Source organism: Kaistella montana (assembly GCF_024436175.1).
Lineage (GTDB): Bacteria > Bacteroidota > Bacteroidia > Flavobacteriales > Weeksellaceae > Kaistella > Kaistella montana.
Genome location: NZ_JANFQP010000003.1, coordinates 165,684 through 185,148, shown reverse-complemented (window position 1 = coordinate 185,148; position 19,465 = coordinate 165,684). Strand labels below are relative to the sequence as shown.

Annotated in this window: 17 protein-coding genes, 2 tRNA genes and 1 rRNA gene; 12 read left to right on the top strand and 8 right to left on the bottom strand. The window is 34.8% G+C overall.

Translation table 11 applies throughout. From position 1 onward, the window contains the following. Nucleotides 1–80, top strand: a 5S ribosomal RNA gene (gene rrf / locus NOV28_RS10765); the annotation flags it as partial. Between the two features lie 298 nt (nt 81–378). Here the strand turns inward: rrf and NOV28_RS10760 are convergent. Continuing rightward, a complete protein-coding gene (locus tag NOV28_RS10760; protein ID WP_369413226.1) occupies nt 379–1,983 on the bottom strand; it encodes a BamA/TamA family outer membrane protein in 1,605 nt (534 codons plus the stop codon). Nucleotides 1,984–2,155: 172 nt separating this feature from the next. Between NOV28_RS10760 and nadD the strand changes: the two genes are divergently transcribed. The 3 genes from nadD to NOV28_RS10745 all read left to right on the top strand — a co-directional run bounded on the left by nadD (nt 2,156) and on the right by NOV28_RS10745 (nt 5,637). Continuing rightward, nucleotides 2,156–2,740, top strand: coding sequence for a nicotinate (nicotinamide) nucleotide adenylyltransferase (gene nadD, locus NOV28_RS10755; protein WP_255930895.1), 585 nt, complete (start codon nt 2,156–2,158; stop codon nt 2,738–2,740). A gap of 18 nt (nt 2,741–2,758) precedes the next feature. Further along, on the top strand, nt 2,759–3,097 hold the full coding sequence (locus NOV28_RS10750; protein ID WP_255930893.1) for a DUF3817 domain-containing protein: 339 nt from the start codon (nt 2,759–2,761) through the stop codon (nt 3,095–3,097). Between the two features lie 344 nt (nt 3,098–3,441). Next, the gene (locus NOV28_RS10745) at nt 3,442–5,637 is read left to right on the top strand and encodes a TonB-dependent receptor domain-containing protein (RefSeq protein ID WP_255930891.1); all 2,196 of its coding nucleotides are present in this window, start codon (nt 3,442–3,444) and stop codon (nt 5,635–5,637) included. Between the two features lie 113 nt (nt 5,638–5,750). Here NOV28_RS10745 and ctlX read toward each other — a convergent pair whose 3' ends face one another. Together ctlX and NOV28_RS10735 are read right to left on the bottom strand one after the other, a co-directional pair. Then, a complete protein-coding gene (ctlX, locus tag NOV28_RS10740; protein WP_255930889.1) occupies nt 5,751–6,680 on the bottom strand; it encodes a citrulline utilization hydrolase CtlX in 930 nt (309 codons plus the stop codon). Nucleotides 6,681–6,719: 39 nt separating this feature from the next. Further along, nucleotides 6,720–7,634 carry a dimethylarginine dimethylaminohydrolase family protein gene (locus NOV28_RS10735; RefSeq protein ID WP_255930887.1) on the bottom strand — a complete coding sequence of 305 codons (915 nt, stop codon included), beginning with the start codon at nt 7,632–7,634 and terminating at the stop codon, nt 6,720–6,722. A gap of 304 nt (nt 7,635–7,938) precedes the next feature. On the opposite strand from NOV28_RS10735, the gene NOV28_RS10730 reads away from it, so the two are divergent. Further along, complete coding sequence (locus NOV28_RS10730; protein WP_255930886.1) at nt 7,939–9,453, top strand: trypsin-like peptidase domain-containing protein; 1,515 nt, start codon at nt 7,939–7,941, stop codon at nt 9,451–9,453. Between the two features lie 55 nt (nt 9,454–9,508). On the opposite strand, the gene NOV28_RS10725 is transcribed toward NOV28_RS10730, so the two are convergent. The 3 genes from NOV28_RS10725 to NOV28_RS10715 are packed head-to-tail and all read right to left on the bottom strand — an operon-like array spanning nt 9,509 to nt 12,971. After that, nucleotides 9,509–9,946 (bottom strand): hypothetical protein, encoded by a 438-nt coding sequence (locus tag NOV28_RS10725; protein WP_255930884.1) that lies wholly within the window; start codon nt 9,944–9,946, stop codon nt 9,509–9,511. Next, nucleotides 9,947–10,327 (bottom strand): RidA family protein, encoded by a 381-nt coding sequence (locus NOV28_RS10720; RefSeq protein ID WP_255930882.1) that lies wholly within the window; start codon nt 10,325–10,327, stop codon nt 9,947–9,949. 52 nt (nt 10,328–10,379) lie between these two features. Beyond that, nucleotides 10,380–12,971 (bottom strand): putative LPS assembly protein LptD, encoded by a 2,592-nt coding sequence (locus tag NOV28_RS10715; RefSeq protein WP_255930880.1) that lies wholly within the window; start codon nt 12,969–12,971, stop codon nt 10,380–10,382. 55 nt (nt 12,972–13,026) lie between these two features. On the opposite strand from NOV28_RS10715, the gene NOV28_RS10710 reads away from it, so the two are divergent. From NOV28_RS10710 to NOV28_RS10685, 6 genes are all read left to right on the top strand, one after another. Beyond that, complete coding sequence (locus tag NOV28_RS10710; RefSeq protein ID WP_255930878.1) at nt 13,027–14,313, top strand: N-acetylmuramoyl-L-alanine amidase family protein; 1,287 nt, start codon at nt 13,027–13,029, stop codon at nt 14,311–14,313. Nucleotides 14,314–14,373: 60 nt separating this feature from the next. Further along, nucleotides 14,374–14,445: transfer RNA gene (locus NOV28_RS10705), tRNA-Glu, on the top strand. An 87-nt stretch (nt 14,446–14,532) separates the two neighbouring features. After that, entirely contained in the window at nt 14,533–14,787 is a 255-nt protein-coding gene (gene rpsT / locus NOV28_RS10700; RefSeq protein ID WP_255930876.1) for a 30S ribosomal protein S20, read from the top strand. A gap of 18 nt (nt 14,788–14,805) precedes the next feature. After that, nucleotides 14,806–14,877 (top strand) — tRNA-Glu (locus NOV28_RS10695). Nucleotides 14,878–14,942: 65 nt separating this feature from the next. Further along, nucleotides 14,943–15,356: a type II 3-dehydroquinate dehydratase gene (locus tag NOV28_RS10690; RefSeq protein WP_255930874.1), complete on the top strand. Its 414-nt coding sequence runs from the start codon at nt 14,943–14,945 to the stop codon at nt 15,354–15,356. A gap of 40 nt (nt 15,357–15,396) precedes the next feature. After that, nucleotides 15,397–15,879 carry a hypothetical protein gene (locus NOV28_RS10685; protein ID WP_255930872.1) on the top strand — a complete coding sequence of 161 codons (483 nt, stop codon included), beginning with the start codon at nt 15,397–15,399 and terminating at the stop codon, nt 15,877–15,879. Here the strand turns inward: NOV28_RS10685 and NOV28_RS10680 are convergent, their stop codons facing one another. Together NOV28_RS10680 and NOV28_RS10675 are read right to left on the bottom strand one after the other, a co-directional pair. Next, complete coding sequence (locus tag NOV28_RS10680; RefSeq protein ID WP_255930870.1) at nt 15,880–17,712, bottom strand: monovalent cation:proton antiporter-2 (CPA2) family protein; 1,833 nt, start codon at nt 17,710–17,712, stop codon at nt 15,880–15,882. It lies immediately after the preceding gene. After that, nucleotides 17,709–18,230 carry an NAD(P)H-dependent oxidoreductase gene (locus NOV28_RS10675; protein WP_255930868.1) on the bottom strand — a complete coding sequence of 174 codons (522 nt, stop codon included), beginning with the start codon at nt 18,228–18,230 and terminating at the stop codon, nt 17,709–17,711. Before NOV28_RS10675 ends, NOV28_RS10680 begins: the two co-directional genes overlap by 4 nt. Before the next feature lie 80 nt (nt 18,231–18,310). On the opposite strand from NOV28_RS10675, the gene NOV28_RS10670 reads away from it, so the two are divergent. Beyond that, nucleotides 18,311–19,462, top strand: a complete 1,152-nt coding sequence (locus tag NOV28_RS10670; protein ID WP_255930866.1) for a hypothetical protein — start codon at nt 18,311–18,313, stop codon at nt 19,460–19,462. The last annotated feature ends 3 nt before the right edge of the window (nt 19,463–19,465 follow it).

Genomic DNA, 19,465 nt, shown 5'->3' with positions numbered 1-19,465 from the left:
TGTTCCCATTCCGAACACAGAAGTTAAGCCCTCTAGCGCCGATGGTACTGCGAAAGCGGGAGAGTAGGTCGCCGCCAGTTTTTTTTAAAAGCTCATCAACCATGTTGATGAGCTTTTTTTGTTATATACTATACTCCTTACTTACTTACTTACTTACTTACTTAAAGAAAGATTATTGACCAATCCTTTTTTAACAAAAAACTTTCCTCAATTTATTGAGGAAAGTTTTTTTCTGTTTTTAATACAATGAAAAATGGAAAGTTTATTTGAAAATATGGTTAGTTGTTATAGTATTTTATTTCTCTTTATGAGTGAAGAGATTTGCTGAATTTGAACCACTTGTATTTGGTTTTTGAAGTAATTCAATTTAGACATCCATTAAAATCTACTCAATATTCCCCAATGAATCTTGGTATCGCTGAATTTCACTGGGTTTCCAAATTCATTACCATTAGAGATTTGAAAAGTCATTAAGCCGATAGGAAGAAAGAAATTGAAGCCAATTCCGAAGCTATAGAGCTTTGGCTTTAACGATAAATTCTTATTATTGAGCTGCCCATATTGAGCAAAAATATCAAAGAATGCTTGGTTTCCGACCAAATATCGGTATTCCGCACTTCCGTAATAATAAAAATCTGCCAAAAGTGAATTCTCATTAAATCCTCTAAAGGAATTCCAACCGCCAAATCGCAGCAATTCGTTGTTTACTAAATCGTTTTTCGAATTAATTAATGCTGTTTCTGCTTTTAAATTAAGATAATTATTCCCCGAAATATAGAAATTTCTTTCTCCCAAAAAATACAAATTATTTTGGCTTTTGTTGCTGTTTTCTTTAGAATAATTAGTAAAAAAATAATCTGCTTCAGCACGAATTCTTGTTTTATAAAGAAACAATTCCACCTCCGAAGGTTCTGTGAAATCATACCAAACTCCAATTCCCTTTTTACTGAAATCTTTTGCCTGAACATATAAAGAATCCATCACCACTGATGTTACGAAAGTTCCACGAAGCCCTAATTTTTGACGGTTGCTTAGATGAAGATACAAACTCGGAAGGAATTTCACATTGGCAAAAGTCGAATCTTGTCGATAAATATTTACGTTGATGTTGGTACCGATATTGGATTTAAAAAGATAAGGAATATCTGTTTTCAGGTCAAAAGTCTGTCCTTTATCCGGGTTTCTTTGCCAAAAGATATTCACCGTTTCAAAACCATTAAACATATTTTTAAAATTCACATTTAAACTTCCGTTAAATGTAAATTTTTCCGAATTGTCGTTCCCGAAACCAATAATTCCATCAAAAGTATTTGATTTTTTCTTTTGCAAAAACAAGAAAACTTGTGTGGAATCTTTTGTGAAAAGTGTTTGCGGCGGTTTTTCCAATATTACAAAAGGATGGTTTTGCAATGATTGATTAATCTTCAACAGATTTTGATCATCATATTTTTTCTCTTGAAATTCTTTCTCAATATTTTTAATGAATCTTTTCGGTACTTTTTCATATCCTTTTACAATGAAACCGTCGATGATTCTTGGGTTTCCTTTGTTTACGGTGATTTCGACTTCCGGAATTTCATTTTCCATTCTCAGGAATTTCGATTTTACCCGATTGAAAGTGAAACCTTGATTTCGATAATTTTCGTTGATGATTTTTTTTAAAGAATCGAGATTTTTGGTGAAAAAATGTTTTTCAAGTTTGGTGTTTTTAGCAATTTCGTCGTCTATTTTCACCAAAGCTTCATTGAAATTTTTTCCTTTATTGAAATATATTTCCGTTTTGTTTCCTTCTTTTTTAACGTTTTTGAGTTCGGTTAAATAATAATAATTTTGAGAAAGCGAATCCAGAAATTTTGTAGCTTCAATTGAATCTTTTACTAGAGTTCTTTTCTCTGTTTGTATATCAATCAGCCAAAATTCATGTTGTTGCGCTTTGAGAAAAACACAGCAGAACAGGAAAATTATGAAGGAAATTTTTTGCAATTGAAACGTTTCACATTTGGAACTCAATTTACGGAAGATTATTATATATAAAGACATTTTTTTTCAACATTTAAACTTGAAATCAGTACGATGAATATTAGTTTTCTTTGGCTTAAGAAATTATTTCTTTACCTTTATCCATTAGAAAATTTCTCATTTTTCCACACAATTTATGAAGAAAGTAGGTTTGTTTTTTGGGAGTTTTAATCCCATTCATATCGGTCATTTAATTTTAGCAAATTATATCTTGGAAAACTCGGATATGGAAGAACTGTGGTTTGTAGTGAGTCCGCAAAATCCTTTTAAAGACAAGAAAACATTGCTCAATGACCACAATCGATTGGATATGGTGCAACTTGCAGTGAAAAATTATCCTAAAATGCGGGCTTCAAATGTTGAATTTTCCTTGCCAAAACCCAGTTATACGATTGATACACTGACTTATCTTCATGAAAAATATCCAAATTATTCGTTTGCATTGATCATGGGCGAAGACAATTTGAAAAGTCTTTCAAAATGGAAAAATTCGGATAAATTGATTGAAAATCATCAAATCATTGTGTATCCAAGACTTTTTGAAGGTGAAAAACAAGTGCACGAATATTTAAAACATGAAAATATTTCCATGATTAATGCGCCGATCATAGAACTTTCAGCAACTGAAATAAGAAATATGATTCAAAAAGGAAAAAATGTAAGACCAATGTTGCCGCCGGAAGTTTTCAATTATATTGATGGAAGTAATTTTTATAAATAAAAATAGAAACAATTAGGAATGAATATTATTGAAAAATATTTCTCACGTTATTCGGAAGAAAAACTCGTTAAATGGTTTAAGCAAATATGTTTGGCAGAAGCTGTTTCTTGGTTTTTTCTATTCACCGCGATGATCTGGATTCGCTACGATCGGGAAGGACTTTTACCAACGATTTATATCATTATTATCGGAAATCTCCACGGATTATTTTTCACAATCTACCTTTTAATGATTTTACCAATGAGGAAAATTTATCAGTGGGACGATGAAGACAGTGTATTTGCATTGGTTTCCGCATTTTTTCCGTTTGCGACGATTTGGGTTGATAAAAAATTGGCTCAATTTAATCGGGAATAATTTCATTTAACATTTAAAAAGTTTTTTAAGAGCAATTATTTTGCTCTTTTTTTATGTTTGAATGTAACGAATAATACAATTTAGTTGTCTAATTAAATGAGTAATAAATAATACTTGAAATTATTGTCATTGATAATCAAGTAGTTAATAAAATGAATTTTGCTTATTTACTACTTTGTATTGCATAATACTAAATAAATGATATATCTTTGTAATGTTATACTACTAAAGAAAACTAATAACCGAAGAAAAGAAGGAAGCAAACTAATAACCGAAACATTCATTCATCAAAAAAACTAATATCCAAAACTTCCTTCTTTTTCTTTTTAAAAAAACTAAAACCCATGAAAAAACTATTAATCACCCTGTCGTTCCTATCCGGAATAGTCGCTTTTGCACAGAAAGCCCCGAAAAAAGATTCCGTAAAAACCGAGAATATCAAGGAAGTTGTGATGACCAAAAAAGTGTTTCAAAAAAAATCGGATCGATTGATTTTTGATGTTGCCAATTCGCCAATTGCAAAAGGTACCAACTCGTTTGATCTTTTGAAAGACACGCCAATGGTTTCTTCGACCGACGACAAAACCTTGAAAATTTTAGGAAAAAATAGCGCAACAATTTTCATCAACGGAAAAAAAAGCAATATGGATGCGGAAGCGATTATTGCTATGTTGAAATCTACACCGTCTGAAGATATTTCGAAAATTGAAGTGATCACCGTTCCTTCCAGCGAATTTCAGGTGGAAAGTAACGATGGAATCATCAACATCATCATGAAGAAGAAAATGAATGATGGCGTGAACGGAACTTTAAAAATGGAAAATAATCAAGGATATTACAACAATCCTTCTTCAGGAATTTCTGTGAATTTTAGAAAAGGAAAATTGGGCGGAAGCGGAAATTTGAATTTTGGAAGCTGGACTCAAAGACAATATTATCAATTAGGAAACGGAGATAACACCTTTGCGCAAACTTCTGAAGGAACGATTACCGATCCTAATCTGAATCTTGGCGGTTATCTTAACTTAGATTATGAAATTTCAGCCAAGCAAAATTTAGGTTTTTCTTATAATAATCGGTTTAATTGGAGTTTAGATTCTGTTTCAGAATTATACAATGAAGGAAAAAATCTTACAGAAAATACAATTAATAGAACTACCACCAATAATGTTGAAGATTCACGCACGAAAAATCATTCTTTCAACTTAAATTATGAATGGAAAACCGATGATCTGGGCAGTAAATTAGTACTAAATTCTGCTTATCTCACTTATCAAAGAAATCAGGAAAACGTCAACGTGACGACCAATGTAGATTCTCAAATTATTTCCCGAAAATTTCAGCAGAAAATACCACAAATCATTAATAATTATGGTTTTATGGCGGATTATATTCAGAAATTGAAGAAAGAAACCACACTTTCCTTCGGAGGAAGTTTTAATAAGACGAAAACGGATAATGATGTTACTTTGGAAAGCATCATTCCACCAACCGGAATCGATGCGGAACAATCTAACCATTTTGTGTATAATGAAAATATCACAGGTTTTTATGTGACCTTAGAAAAAAGTTTTGGCGAAAAATTTTCTGGGAAAATAGGTTCCCGTCTTGAAATGACGAAAAGCAACGGCGAAGTGCTTGGAAAAGAGCAAGATTTTGATCGAAATTACAATAGTTTCTTGCCATATCTTTCAGCAAATTATATCATTAATAAAGACAATAATCTTTCTTATGCCTTTTCCAGCCGTGTAAGAAGACCTTCTTTCTGGCAATTGAATCCGAGTAGAATGTATCTTACAGAAAATAATTATGTTCAGAATAATCCTTTCATGAAAGCTTCAACTTACTACAACCAAGAGTTGAACTATATGTTGAAAAATTCCTATTTCGTGGTGCTGAATCATAGTTATATTACCGATGTTACTGAACAGATTCCTTTACAAAGAAAAATTGATGGCGTTACGGAATTGCGATATATCCGAACCAATTATGGGGACAAACAGGAGTTTGGTCTTACCGTTGGAATGCAAAAAATGTTTTTCAAAGGAATTTGGAATGCCAATTATACCGCAACCTTGAATCATAATATTTTCAATGGAATTGTTGACACTGATCCGATTACCGGAGATGTTTTCCCAGCGTTTGTTTTGGATAAAAAAACGACTTTTGGTTCATTGCAATTCAATAATGATATTCGGCTTTCTTCCAAAAAAGATTGGTATCTCGGAGTTAATTATTTTTATTTAACGTCACAAGAAATCGAGTTTGGGAAATTGGGTTCTTTACAAAGTTTAGATCTTTCCTTGAAAAAAATCTGGAATGACTGGACGTTTCTCGTAGAAGCCAGCGATATTTTAGGACAGAATAAAGTAGATATAGACAGCCGACAAGACAATGGATATTACAACATTGTGAAGCAAAACCAATACAACACACAGGTGAATTTCACAATAACCTATAATTTCGGAAACCAAAAATTGCAAAAAATCAGAAAATCTCAAAATGCAAACGACGAAATCCGAAAAAGAACCGGCGGATAATTTTCAAATAATTTATTTTTTTCATTTAACTAAAAATCACCGATAATTTTCGGTGATTTTTTGTTTTAATTTAATCTGAATTTATGCAAATTCATTTATTATTTTAGAAGCATTTAGGAAGAAGACTTCGGCAAAAAAACTTCCGCCAACATGCATCTTGCGCTTCCGCCACCGTTTACTTCGATGGTATTAAGGTCTGAATAAATGATTTCGCAATATTTTTCGATAGATTTTATCTGTTCCGCTTTCAAAGATTGATAAGCCGTTTGACTCATTACTAAGAATTTCTTTCCTTCGGAATTCTGCACCTGAAGCATATTTCCGGCAAATTGTTGCAGTTGATCTTCAGAAATTTCGATGACTTCTTTTCCGCTAGATTTGATGACTTCCTGCACTTTTTCGCGTTCCAACTCATCATCGATGCAATCTAGGCAAATTACAACAAACTGATCCGCAACGCACATCATCACGTTGGTGTGATAAATCGGTAATCTTTGATCGCCTGCATTTTGATAGGAATGAAAAACTATAGGTTCAAAACCATATTTGGTGCAGAATTTTTTGAAAAGTTCCTCGTCCAAACGAAGCGAAACCGAACCGTAAGCAATTTTATTATCGTGATCGAAAATCATACTACCTGTTCCTTCCAAAAATTTATTTTCATTTTCAGAAGCGGTAAAATCATCGATTTCCGTAATTTCAAAACCATTATTTTTAATGATTTCCAAAATATCCATTCGACGTTCCGCTCGTCGGTTTGGTGCGAACATCGGATATAAAACCACTTTTCCATCTTTGTGGAAGCTCACCCAGTTGTTCGGGAAAATGGAATCTGGTGTGTGTGGCTCCAAAGTATCTTTCACGGTGATCACATTGATGCCTTTATTTCGAAGTTTTTCTACAAAATTATTAAACTCAACGAGTGCTTTAGTTTGCGTATCGGCGCCTTTTTGCTCCACTTGGAAATAGTTGTTTTCCGCAGTTTGGGCATTGTATCCGAATGCAACTGGCTCAATCATGAGAACGGTGTTTGTTGTTTGCATTTTTAAATTTTGAATAATTAAATAAATCAAAAAAGATGGTTATTCTCTTACCAATGGCAATGTGGAACATCTCAATAATCCTCCCATTTTTGAAATTTCATGATAAGGAATTACTTCAACCGTCATTCCCCATTCATTACGAAGATGATTGTTAAGCCGTGAAAAACGTTCGTCAGAAACCACAATTTCCGGCGAAATCGAGAAAATATTGGGATTCATCTCAAACATTTCTTGCTGTGTTACATGGAAACAATTTTCTTCCCCGAAAATATCGATCAGAAGTCGGTAATCGCTTTCGTCCACAAATCCGTCTTTGTAAATGATGCATTTGTCTTCCCCAACCGGATTAAAAGTACAATCCAGATGTAAAATCCCTTCGAAAGGATTGGTGTCGTTTTTCTTCAGTTCCAGGTCGATAATTCTTTTCTTGGGAAAATATTCTTTCAGAATTTCAATCGCATATTCGTTGGTTCGTGCGGTTTTGAAATTGCGGTAATCTTCGGAAAAACAAGTTCCGATGAAGAGGAAATCATTCCATACAATCACATCGCCACCTTCGATATGAGCGCTGTCTGGCAAATTGATGATTTTTTTCCAGCCCACTCTGGCAAAAATTTTTCGGTAAGCATCTTGCTCGTCATATCGATCTTGAATAATGTTTGAAATAATCATTTTATCATCAATCACGAAAGCAACATCGCGGGCAAAAACTTGGTTGTAATCTTCGATAAGATGTGGTCGGTAAACTTCTACATCGTGTTTTCTTAGGATTTTTTCAAAGGCGGTCATCTCGTGGATGATGTCTTTTTCCTGAGGATAAATTCCATTTTGCAAGGAATGATAGGATTTTGCATCAAAACTGTCTTCTAAAGAATGGGGGGGACCCATAGAATTGGGCAAGCCGAGTACAACTGATTTTAGTTTAGAGGTTTCGTTGGTAATATTAAGTTTCATAAAAAATAGTGATGGTAACAAATTTAAACAAAGCAAATGAGGTGAAGAAATTTTTCAGTAATTTGAGTTTGGTATCGCTTTAACAGCCGTTTTTACCAGTTTTATGACAATAAATCGTTTAAAGATTTTTATCAATTGATAGGTATAAATTTGCTTAATTTTCTCCTTAAATAGGACGATATCATTAAAATTTTATAATTCTTGTTAATTTTTAGTTAAAGTTGAAACGAAGTATTTTTAAATAATACTCATTTAGCATTAAATTTGAAGTACTAAAAATAAATTTAGTTAATAGATTATGGACATGAAGAATACCTTAAAAAAACTTATTCCTTACGCTTTTGTAGGCGTGGTTTCCGGGGCTACAACCTTTGGAGCGATTCATTATTTTAATGATAATAATTCCGATTCAGAATTTTCATATTTCGCACCGAAGAATAATGATGCCAAATATGCTTCATTCAATATGGCAGGTGTGGGAGATGATTTTGTGAAAGCCTCGAAAATGACTGTTCCGGCAGTTGTAAGTATAAAAAATTATTCCAACAGAACTTCTGCCAGAAGCGAGCAGGATATGTTCGATCTTTTCTTTGGTAATCCGTTTGGGAATAGCCAAAAACAACAGCAACAACAACAGCCCAAAGATATGCCTACAGGAATGGGATCTGGTGTGATTATTTCTCCGGATGGCTATATTATTTCAAACAACCACGTAGTGGCAGGTGCGAGTAAACTTGAAGTGGTACTTTCTAACAAAAAATCATATGTTGCGAATCTTATTGGAACTGACCCAACAACCGACATCGCACTTTTGAAAATCGAAGAAAAAGGACTTCCTTATTTAAATTTTGGCAATTCTGATAATGTAGAAGTTGGACAATGGGTTTTGGCAGTTGGAAATCCAATGGGATTGAATTCTACCGTAACCGCGGGAATTGTTTCTGCGAAGGGAAGAAGTATTGATTTGCTAAGTCAGCAATCCAGAACACCGATTGAAAGTTTCATCCAAACCGATGCGGCGATTAATCCTGGGAATTCCGGAGGAGCTTTGGTAAATCCTAATGGTGAATTAATCGGGATCAACTCAGCGATTTCATCGAAAACTGGTTATTATGAAGGTTATGGTTTTGCGGTTCCTTCAAATCTTGCCAGAAAAGTGGTGGAAGACATCAAACAATTTGGTTTGGTACAACGTGGATTTTTAGGAGTAGTTCCTTTAGATTTGTCGGATCAGAGACAAGTTGCCGCATATAACCAGCAAAAGAAAACCAATATCAAATCTGGCGATGGAGTTTATCTGATGGAAGTTTCAGAAAATGGAGGTGCAGAAGATGCAGGTTTGAGAAATGGAGATATTATTACGAAGGTTGATAACACAGTAATTTCCAGCTATTATGATTTATCATTTGCTGTGGGAAGTAAAAGACCAGGTGATAAAGTTGCTGTAACCTATTTGCGAAATGGAAAATTAAATACCGTAAATGTGACTCTTAAAGACCAAAAAGGAGGAACTTCTTTCCGTAGCAAAGCCGATTTGAGTGTTACCGAAAAAATCGGATCCGAGTTTGAACCGTTAAGCGAGCGTTTCAAAACAGATTACGGATTGAACAGTGGCGTTGTTGCTAAGAATGTTATAGAAGGCAGCGAAATGGCTAAAATTGGAGTGGTTGATAATTACATCGTCATCGAAGTTAACGGAAAACCTGTAAATTCTCAGAAAGATGTTGAGAAAATTTTAAATGGTTATTCAGGAAATGTACAAGTGAAATATGTTGATGAGTACGGAAGAATCACCACAAGAGGTTTCAAAATGCCTTAAATAAAATTGAGATAAAAACAAAAAACGCAACTTAATGAGTTGCGTTTTTTTTGTGTTATATTTTTTTTGTCCTTTTCTTTTTTCGTTCGTAAATCACTTCGATTATTTTTCCTCCGATCCATGAAAACGGGAAAAACGTAAGAAAAATAAGAATTTTATAAAATGTAGGATGATAAGGGAAAATAATAATATCAAGCATCGCAATAAAGAGCAGAATAAAACCAATCAAAATTGCATAAGCTACTTTTGCATATTTCACAACAATCGCAGTAACAACACCTCCAACTGTAGCCGCAATTCCCGAAGAAATCAGCAATGCGACAAAGAAATAAGGTTTATGTTCCACGGATTTCAGCAAGGTTTCCCAGCGCTTAAAAGGTGTGAAATCCTCATAAGTAATCCAAGAGGAATTGAGCCTTATTCCCAAAGTTATAATAAGTGCAGCTACAGCAAGCCCAATAATAACCGCAAAAGTGTTTCGAAGAAAATTCATTTAAAATTGATGTGCAATCATGGAAATTTCGATATCAACATTTTTAGGCAAACAAGAAACTTGTACGGTTTCTCTTGCCGGATAGCTGTCTGCATCCAAATAAGATGCGTAAATATCATTCATCGCTGCAAAATCGTCCATATTTTTAAGGAAAATTGTCGCCTTTACAACATTTTTAAAAGTCATTCCAGCTTCGGTGAGAACCGCTTCTAGATTTTTCATCACCTGATGAGTTTCTTTTTCAATACCTTCAACCAGCTTGCCTGTTTCGGGATTTACAGGGATTTGCCCGGAAATGTATAAGATTCCGTTGGCAAAATTTGCTTGTGAATAAGGTCCGATAGCTGCGGGAGCATTGGTAGTAGATATTATTTTTTTCATAGCGACATTATTTAGGCAAATGTAAAACTAATGTTTAATTCTTTAAAATGTTTTAGAAAGGTGCGTTCGGTTGTGTGAAACTTCTGTCTTTATATTTTAGCGCGTCTCTCAAAATGTTGGCTTTAATTCCGATGAAGAAATCGTAAACTTTGTACTGTCCATAAGGAATCCAGTTAAAGTTGATCGTAAAGCTTCTTTGATCTCGAGAGAAACCGATCTGTGTATTGGCTATTTCTTTGGAAATAACGTCATAATACAAGTTTCCGGTAATATTCCAGAACGGAGTAAGTTTGATGCTTCCGTCTAAACCAACCGATGCCATTTTGTTTCCGAAACGCGTTAAACTTTTTGTATAACTGTATTGCGCATTAATATTTAAAGTCCAAGGTTGGTCGAAGCGAGAGTAATTATCATCATCAAAATAATAATTTTCGTTACGGATTTCACCTTTTTTCTTGTATTTTTTAGATGTGTCTTCTTTATTTTTTTTCTCGAAAATTTCGCTGCTGAGTGGGTAAGAAAACTGCGCATTAAATCCTTGTACACTGAAATGTCCGAAATTATCCGTTCGGATTCCGGAATTTTCACCCGGTGCAAAAACAATCTGATATGGTTCCAGCGTTAATCCGGTATTTAAATTTATTTTATCAAATAATGTAGTTTGTCCGCTGAAGGTAAACATCGACCATTTATAAATTGGTGCAGCAAAATTATAACTGGTATTAAAGTTTAAACTTTCAAAGATTTTAATTTTTTTGATTCCTGTGGAGTCTTTTTTCGATTTCACTTTCATTTCCAGATTGTTATTAATTGAAAATGTCATCGCCTGTACAAGCCCAGAATTTGGTGATCCTACAATTCCCTTATCGAAAATGGAGTAGGAAGTCATTTCGCCGCGATCGTTGTAGTAGCTTTTATAGTAGCCAAAATTCGCAGCAGAAAAATCTGGTGAGTAACTGAAACCGATTTGAGGCGTCATCATGTGTCGAATTGCCTGTATTCCTGATGTTTTTTTGAAATTCAACATTCCGTAAAGAACTGTTTGCAAACTTGCACTTGTTGAAAATGAAGAATATCCGGCAATTTTTTTATTCAAAACATCATCCACTTTATTGGTAAGCGGATTATAAGTTCTGGTTAATGTTTTCGTGGTTAATGCATTATCTATATTGGCGGAAAGCGAGAACGTGAAATACTTTGCAATCGTGGTATTGGTACCGAGACTGATGTTGTTTTTTAGTCCCGTTTGCATTTTGTCCCACATCACCTTTGTAAAGAGTTCTCCTTCGTTGGTTTGCACGTAATTATTGAAGTTTAATCCAGTATTTACTGCGATGTTTTCTAAAAGACCTTGTCTAACTCCGGTTTTTGGTTTAAACAGATAGAACTGATTGATGGCAACATTCAAAACAGGAAGTTTCAAATCTGCCAATCCCGTGGAGAAATTTTGGGAATAAGAAGACGTTCCGGTAATGGTGATGGGTAAAGTGAGAAAACGTTTTACGATACTTATCGAAGAGTTTTGCTGCGCATTCAAATTGTTTTGATTGAAGGCGTAGTTGTTGTTTACCGTGTTATTATAAAATTTATTGCTCACCAAATCTACCGAAGCCGAAAAAGTAAGGAAAGGATTGGCTTTGGAATCCTGTTGATGTCTCCACGCAATTCGGTAAGTTGAAGATTTCGAGTAATCTGAAAGTCCTTTAATCCCACGAACAGTGGTTCCTATATCTGCTGAGAAATTCCCAGTGTAGCGATAATTTTTTTTGTAATTCACTTCCGGACGAAGATTCCAACTTCCTTTTGTGTAGAGATCGGCAAGAACTTTTAAGTCAAAATGTTCCCCAATCGGTTGATAATAACCTAATCCGTTCAAGAAAAAACCGACGTCTTCACGCTCTCCAAAACTTGGGATCAGAATCCCCGCACTTCTTTTATCCGAAAACGGTAAAATCGCAAACGGCATAATCAGTGGAGTAGGAACCTGCTCAATATACATTTGAATAGGACCTGTGATCACCTGAGATTTTTCTTTTCCTTTTATTAATTTAATGTTCGGAGCGAGTAGATAATAATCAGCAATGGTATCTTTTTTCTTAATGAAATACTCATCGGTAGTATATTTCCCTCTTCTCATGAAGAAGACAGAGTCGTTATATTTCTTGGTTCTTTCAGCAACAATCACACCTTCACTTTCTTCAGTTCTCGCGTTGAAAGCAATTGCTTGACGGGTTTTGATATTATAGGTGAACTCGTCGTATTCGTAGGTTTTGCCGGCTTGTGTGGCCATTGCCGGAGTTTTTATTTTGCCTAAAGAATCCAATTCTCCTCTCGCAAAAATGAGCGACTTGTCCCAATCGATGGAAATGTAATCGGCATCAATTTGCATATCCTGATATTTTACCTGCGCTTTATTATTGAGGTAAGTCATCTTTTTTGGGATATCGTTTCTGATGTTGTCGGCCTTTGTTTCTACCACAGCCTCAAGCTGTTCCTTTTTTAGGATAACGGTATCGGATTTGCGTATTGTATCGTTAACTATCTTATTTTCAGACAAATTTTGAGCATCATAATGTGCTAAAAAACTGTTAAAAATTAGGATAATTAGAATATGTAATATATTTTTGGAGCTCGTTTTGGCCAAAGCGATAATTTCTGTAATTTGTGGTCAAAATTAGCATAATTTTTAAAATTTCAAGATGATTAGTAATAGTTTTTCTTTCAAAAAATATTTTTTATTCTTTTTTGTCCTTTTATTCAGTCTCAGCGGAGCACAAAAAAAGTTTACCATTGTTCTGGATGCGGGCCACGGCGGATCAGATCATGGAGCTAATCGCTATTATAGTGAATATGGTACTTTGCGAGAAAAAGATATTACCCTTGCTGTTGTGCTAAAATTGGGTAGAATGCTGGAGAAAGATAAAGATTTCAAAATTATTTATACCAGAAAAATTGATGAGTATCCATCATTAACCGATCGAACCACACTAGCGAACCGAAGTAAAGCGGATTTGTTTATTTCCGTTCACGTGAATGCAAACACCAAAACTTCACCTTACGGAACCGAAACATTTGTTCAAGGTCCGGATCAAAATAAAACCAATCTCGAAGTGGCGAAAGCTGAAAATGATGTGATTTATTTGGATGAAAAAGACCGACAAATGTTCGCCAGCTACGATCCCAAATCTCCTGAATCATTAATTGCATTGAAAATTCAACAAAGTAAGTATCTCGAAAGCAGTTTGCTTTTTGGGAGTTTTGTGGAAGGTAACTTTGAGAAAAAAGATAAACGTTATTCCCGAGGTGTAAAACAACAGAATTTGCACGTTCTTCGATTAAATGCAATGCCATCGGTACTTATCGAAACCGGTTTTATCAGTAATTATGATGATGCGATGTATTTAGGTTCGGAAAAAGGTCAAAATGAAATAGCAGACAGTATTTACGATGCTATAATGAGTTATAAAAAAGCAATCGGACGAAATGATGGAGCAACTGCAAAACCTGAAGCTGCAAAACCTGAGGAGAAACCACTTAAAAATGATTTCAGAATTTTGCTGATGTCGTCGCCAAGCAAGTATAATAACAACGATCCCGCACTTAAAGGTTTAAATTATATCCTTACCTTAAAGGAAAACGGAATGTATAAATACTATTATGGAACTACCAATATGGCATCTGTACGCGATAATAATTTAAAATCAGCTAAAGATGCTGGTTTCCGGAATGCAACCTCTATCTCCTTTATCCCGAACCAAAAACTGGGAATTGGCTATTATACGATAGAAATTGCCGTAAGTGAACAGAAGCTTAGTGCTAATTCTTATATGCTAAATACATTGAAGGATGTAGTGCGTACGAAAGAAAATGGTAAGTTCTACTATACTTACGGAAGATTTTCAAGTTTAGAAGAAGCTGTGAAAGTGCAAAAAACATTAGAAGATAAGGGCATTAAAAACACCGTAATTCAGAAAAATTTAAAATAATTTTAAAAAGCTATTGCGTGTTTAAAAATTAGTTCCTATTTTTGCAGTCCTCAAAACAAAGGCCTATTCGTCTAGTGGTAAGGACTCAAGATTTTCATTCTTGCAACAGGGGTTCGATTCCCCTATAGGCTACAAGAAATGAAAGTTTTGAAAAAAAATAAAAAAATAATTTTGTAATTAAAAAAAGATTTATATCTTTGCACCCAAGTTTTAGAAGATATGGCAAATCATAAATCAGCTCTGAAAAGAATCAGACAAAGCGAAAAGAAAAGATTAAGAAACAGATACTATCACAAGACTGCTAGAACAGCTTTGAAAGTATTGAGAAATGAAGAAGACAAAAAAGCTGCTGCAGAACAGTTGCCAAAAGTGATCTCTTTGTTGGATAAATTGGTGAAGAAAAACATCATCCACAAAAACAAGGCGGCGAACTTAAAAAGCAAGTTGACTAAGCACGTTAATAAATTAGCGTAACCTTATAAAAAGACGCACGGCCCGTTCGTCTATCGGTTAGGACCTCAGGTTTTCATCCTGGTAAGAGGGGTTCGACTCCCCTACGGGCTACTAAACTTCCGAAAATTATTCTTCGGAAGTTTTTTTATGTTTATATTTGAAGAGTTTTATTACCTATGAAAATACTTATTATAAACGGTCCCAATCTTAATCTTCTCGGAACACGCGAACCGGAGATCTACGGAAATATTTCGATGGAAAATTATCTCAATACTTTAATATCTGATTTTGATCAACAACAAATAGATTACTTCCAGTCTAATATCGAAGGTGAAATTATCAATCGGATTCAGCAAGACGATTTTGATGCTTTAGTTATTAATCCTGGAGCTTATACGCATTATTCTTATGCAATTTCCGATTGTCTTAAGAATTCATCGAAGCCAAAAATAGAAGTTCATATCAGTAATATTTACAAAAGAGAGGAGTTTCGACAGAAATCGGTGACTGCAACTCACACCGATGCAGTGTTGAGTGGTTTTGGGCTGAATGGTTATCGACTTGCGATCATTAGTTTGCTTAATAACTAAGCGAAGGAACGATTCTTGTTGCCGTTTTAAATAAAATAGTATGAAGAATATTTTGCCTTTAATTGTTTTCGCAGCATTGGTTTCTTGTAAAAAAGATGTTGAACCAATTGCTCAGCTTTCAAAACCGGATTCAGCAAGCATAGTTGCGGACAGTTCTTCTGCAGTGAATATCGAGAATCCTGAATATTCTGGTGTTTTTAATGTTATTCCACAAGATATTTCGGCGGAAAAAGGAAGAGCAATTTTCACCCAAGACGGAAAAACACTTTTCTATTTTGACCAAAATTCAAACAAAGGAATTATTAGAATTGATGAAGAGGATTATTCTTTAGACCGATTTGATTTTAATGAAAACAACTATTCATTATACGGAAATAATGTAGAAATTGAAGTAACCAACGGCGATTTTAAAGACACAACAGGCGATTGTGTTTATGGTGATTTCTCTGATGTTAAAATTTCTTTGAATGGTAAAACGCTTAATCTTACGAACATAAAAGTTCAGGATTGTCCTAATTATTAATTAAACTTCTTCGTTATCAATCCATTGCGATTGGTCAAAAGACTGGCTGTCTTCGGCAAGTAACTCGGCTTCACGTTCCAAAGATTCATTCATAGTAAAGGTGATTTTGTCTTTTAGTTGCTCTTTTGCGAGTTTCCGAACCATTGATTTATCAATTATCATAAATCTTTTACCGAGTCTTCGAGCTGCGTAGGCTCGCATTCCTTTGGCTTTCAAGATATCTACAGCCATATCTACAGCTGTTCCCAGAGTTTCCCGATAGATGTTGTCCACACCATTATTATAAAAATCGTAGGCATCAAGTCGGTTTTTTGCACGGACAAAAATTTTCAGATGAGGAAAGTTTTTTCTGGTATATTCTAGGATAAGTTTGTTTTTTGCAGGATTATCAAGGCAAAGAATAAGTAAATCTGCTGTTTCTACACCCGCAGAACGGAGAATTCCAGGTTTTGTAGCATCCCCAAAATACACTTTGAATCGATTCGATTTCAGGAGATTCACACGTTGTGGATCATTATCGAGAATGGTTGCTTGTACGCCATTTACACGCAAAAGCCTTCCTACAGTGCTTCCAAAATGACCAAATCCTACGATAATTATTTTTCTCTCTTTAATAGGTTTTGTAGATGTTGGAATATTGTCTTTAATGATAAATTTAGGTTCCAAAAATTTCTCATTAATGAGCAATAGAATAGGAGTGATGCACATGGTAATAGCAGTAATCGCCATGAGTTGTGCATTCAGTTTAGGATCGAGTAAATATAATTTGGTGGAATAATTAATGAGTACAAATGCAAATTCCCCAATTTGTGATAATGCAAATGCAACAAGAAAATTTTGTCCTAGTTTTAACCCGAAAAATTTCCCAACACCTAAAAGAACCAAAAATTTTACGATCAATACAACCACAGTCGTAGTGAAAATAAACATTGGATCGTGCATGATCACAAAAAAGTTAATGGTAGCACCAACACTTACAAAGAATACAGCCAATAATAAACCTTTGAAAGGGTCGATTTGGCTTTCGAGCTCTAGCCGGAATTCGCTGTTTGCCAACATCACACCCGCAATAAATGCTCCCAATGCGGGGCTCAAACCCACTGAAGACATCAATTCTGAAACCCCGATGACTAAAAAAAGCGAAGAAGCTGTGAGTAATTCATTCATCCCGGATCGGGAAACATATCGAAGGAACGGGACAAAGATAAATTTACCCAAAAAAATGAGCAGCAAAACCCCTAAAATAATTGAAAACGGTTGCAACCAATCCGGAAGATATTGTAAAAGAAGTTGATGTTCATTGTCTTCCTGTCTTTTAGCAAGTACTGGAAGCAAAGCGAGAATCGGAATGACTGAAATATCTTGGAAAAGAAGAATCGAAAACGATGATTCTCCGGCATCGGTTCGGAATATATTTTTCTCTTTCAGTGTTTGCAGTACAATGGCGGTGGAAGACAGTGCAAAACAAATTCCAGCAACCAAAGCTTGATCTAAACGCCAACCTGAGAAATAAAATATCACAAAAAGGATGAAGATGGTAAGTAGCATTTGGCTTAAGCCCATTCCGAAAATCTTTTTTCGAATTTTCCAGAATTTCCGAGGTTCTATTTCCAAACCGACTAAGAATAACAACATGATCACTCCGAACTCTGTTGCATGCATAATGTCATCGGAGTCTTTACCGGTCAGTTTCAGCCCGAATGGACCGATGATGATTCCGCCTAAGATAAATCCTATCACAGAACTCAGTCCCAGCTTACGAACCAGCGGAACCATGATGATTGCAGCTCCCAAAAAAATCAGGGTGTTCATTGCAAGCGTGTTTTCTGTCATGGGATTTGTATTTTTTTGTGAATGAATTCCCGAAGTTTCCCGAGTTCTTTTTCTTCTAATTCATCGGCATTATGGATCGCAATAATCTCTTTTACCTCGATATTATTTACTTTTAATGAAAGCGTAAGTGTTTTCAATAAATTAGAAATAGTAGTTTCATAAAGGCTATTTTCGGTGTAATTTTCCTCTTTTCCACCTGCTGTAACAACGATTATGGCGTCTTTATTCAATAATGGATGCTCGTCTTCTGTTATCCATTTCATGTCGAAAACTTCATCGATCCAAAGTTTCAAAAGCGGGGGAAGCCCGAACCAAATTAATGGAAAATGAAAAATCAACCGTTCAAAATCCCTAATTCGTTTTCTTTCGCGGAATGTGGCGATATGAAAATCGGGATATTCTTCGTATAAATCCTTGAAATAAATGTTATCCGTTTTTTCATACGCTTTTATCAGCTCTACATTAGCTGTAGAGTACTCGAAATAAGGATGAGCAAAAATGACAAGTGTTTTTTTCAAGAGGAAGAAGTTTCTATAAAATTAACGAAAAAAAATAAAAGCAATTTATAACTCATTGGAAAAAATCTTATTTTTGAGATATGAAGGCAATTAAAGTCGTTTCCCATAATCACATTCAAGAATTTTTAAATTTTCCCGGAAAACTCCTGATGAATGATCCGAACTACATTCGGCCACTTGATCAAGATATCGAGCAGGTTTTCGATGAGAAAAAGAATAAATTTTTCCGTTCAGGAGAATGTGAACGGTACCTTTTTATAAATTCCAAAGGCGAAACTGTCGGGAAAATTGCAGTTTTTATCAGCAGACAATACAAACAACAGCAACCTACCGGCGGCATAGGATTTTTTGATTGCATTAATGATCAAAAAACCGCCGATTTTATTTTCGATTTTGCTAAAAATGAACTTCAGCAAAAAGGAATGGAAGCGATGGACGGACCGATCAATTTCGGGGAACGCGACAAATTCTGGGGACTTTTAATTGATGGATTTAGCGAGCCACTTTATGGAATGAATTATAATCCGCCTTATTACAAAACGCTTTTCGAGAATTATGGTTTCCAGATTTATTTCAATCAATTATGTTTTGGTAGGAAAATTCACGATCCGGTAGCGGAAAATTTCATGCAAATGCATGCGAGAATTTCGCAGAATAAAAATATTACCGCCAAAAGAATGAAGGTGAAAAATCTGAAGAAATTTGCAGATGATTTCACGGAAGTTTACAACAAGGCTTGGGCGAGTCACGGCGAAGGAAAGCAACTTTCGAATATGCAAACGCTTAAACTTTTTGCTACTTTAAAACCTGTGATTAACGAGCATATTTCGTGGTTTGTCTATGAAAACGAAAAACCAATTGCAATGTGGATGAATATTCCCGATCTGAACCAATGGTTTAAATATTTGAATGGAAAATTTAGTTTATGGCAAAAACTAAAGTTTCTTTTCATAAAAAAATTTAAAACCAATAAGAAAATGGTAGGTTTGGTTTTTGGGATTGTTCCCGAATGGCAGCGTAAAGGCATCGATGGATTCATGATTTGGGAAGGCACCAAACATTTTCGCAAAACGACTTCTTTTGAAGATTATGAAATGCAATGGATCGGAGATTTCAACCCGAAAATGATGAAAATAGCAGAGAATCTGGAAACTGAAGTGACCCGAAAATTGGCAACTTATCGCTTTCTTTTCGATAGAACTAAAGAATTTGAAAGGCACAAAATGCTCTAATTT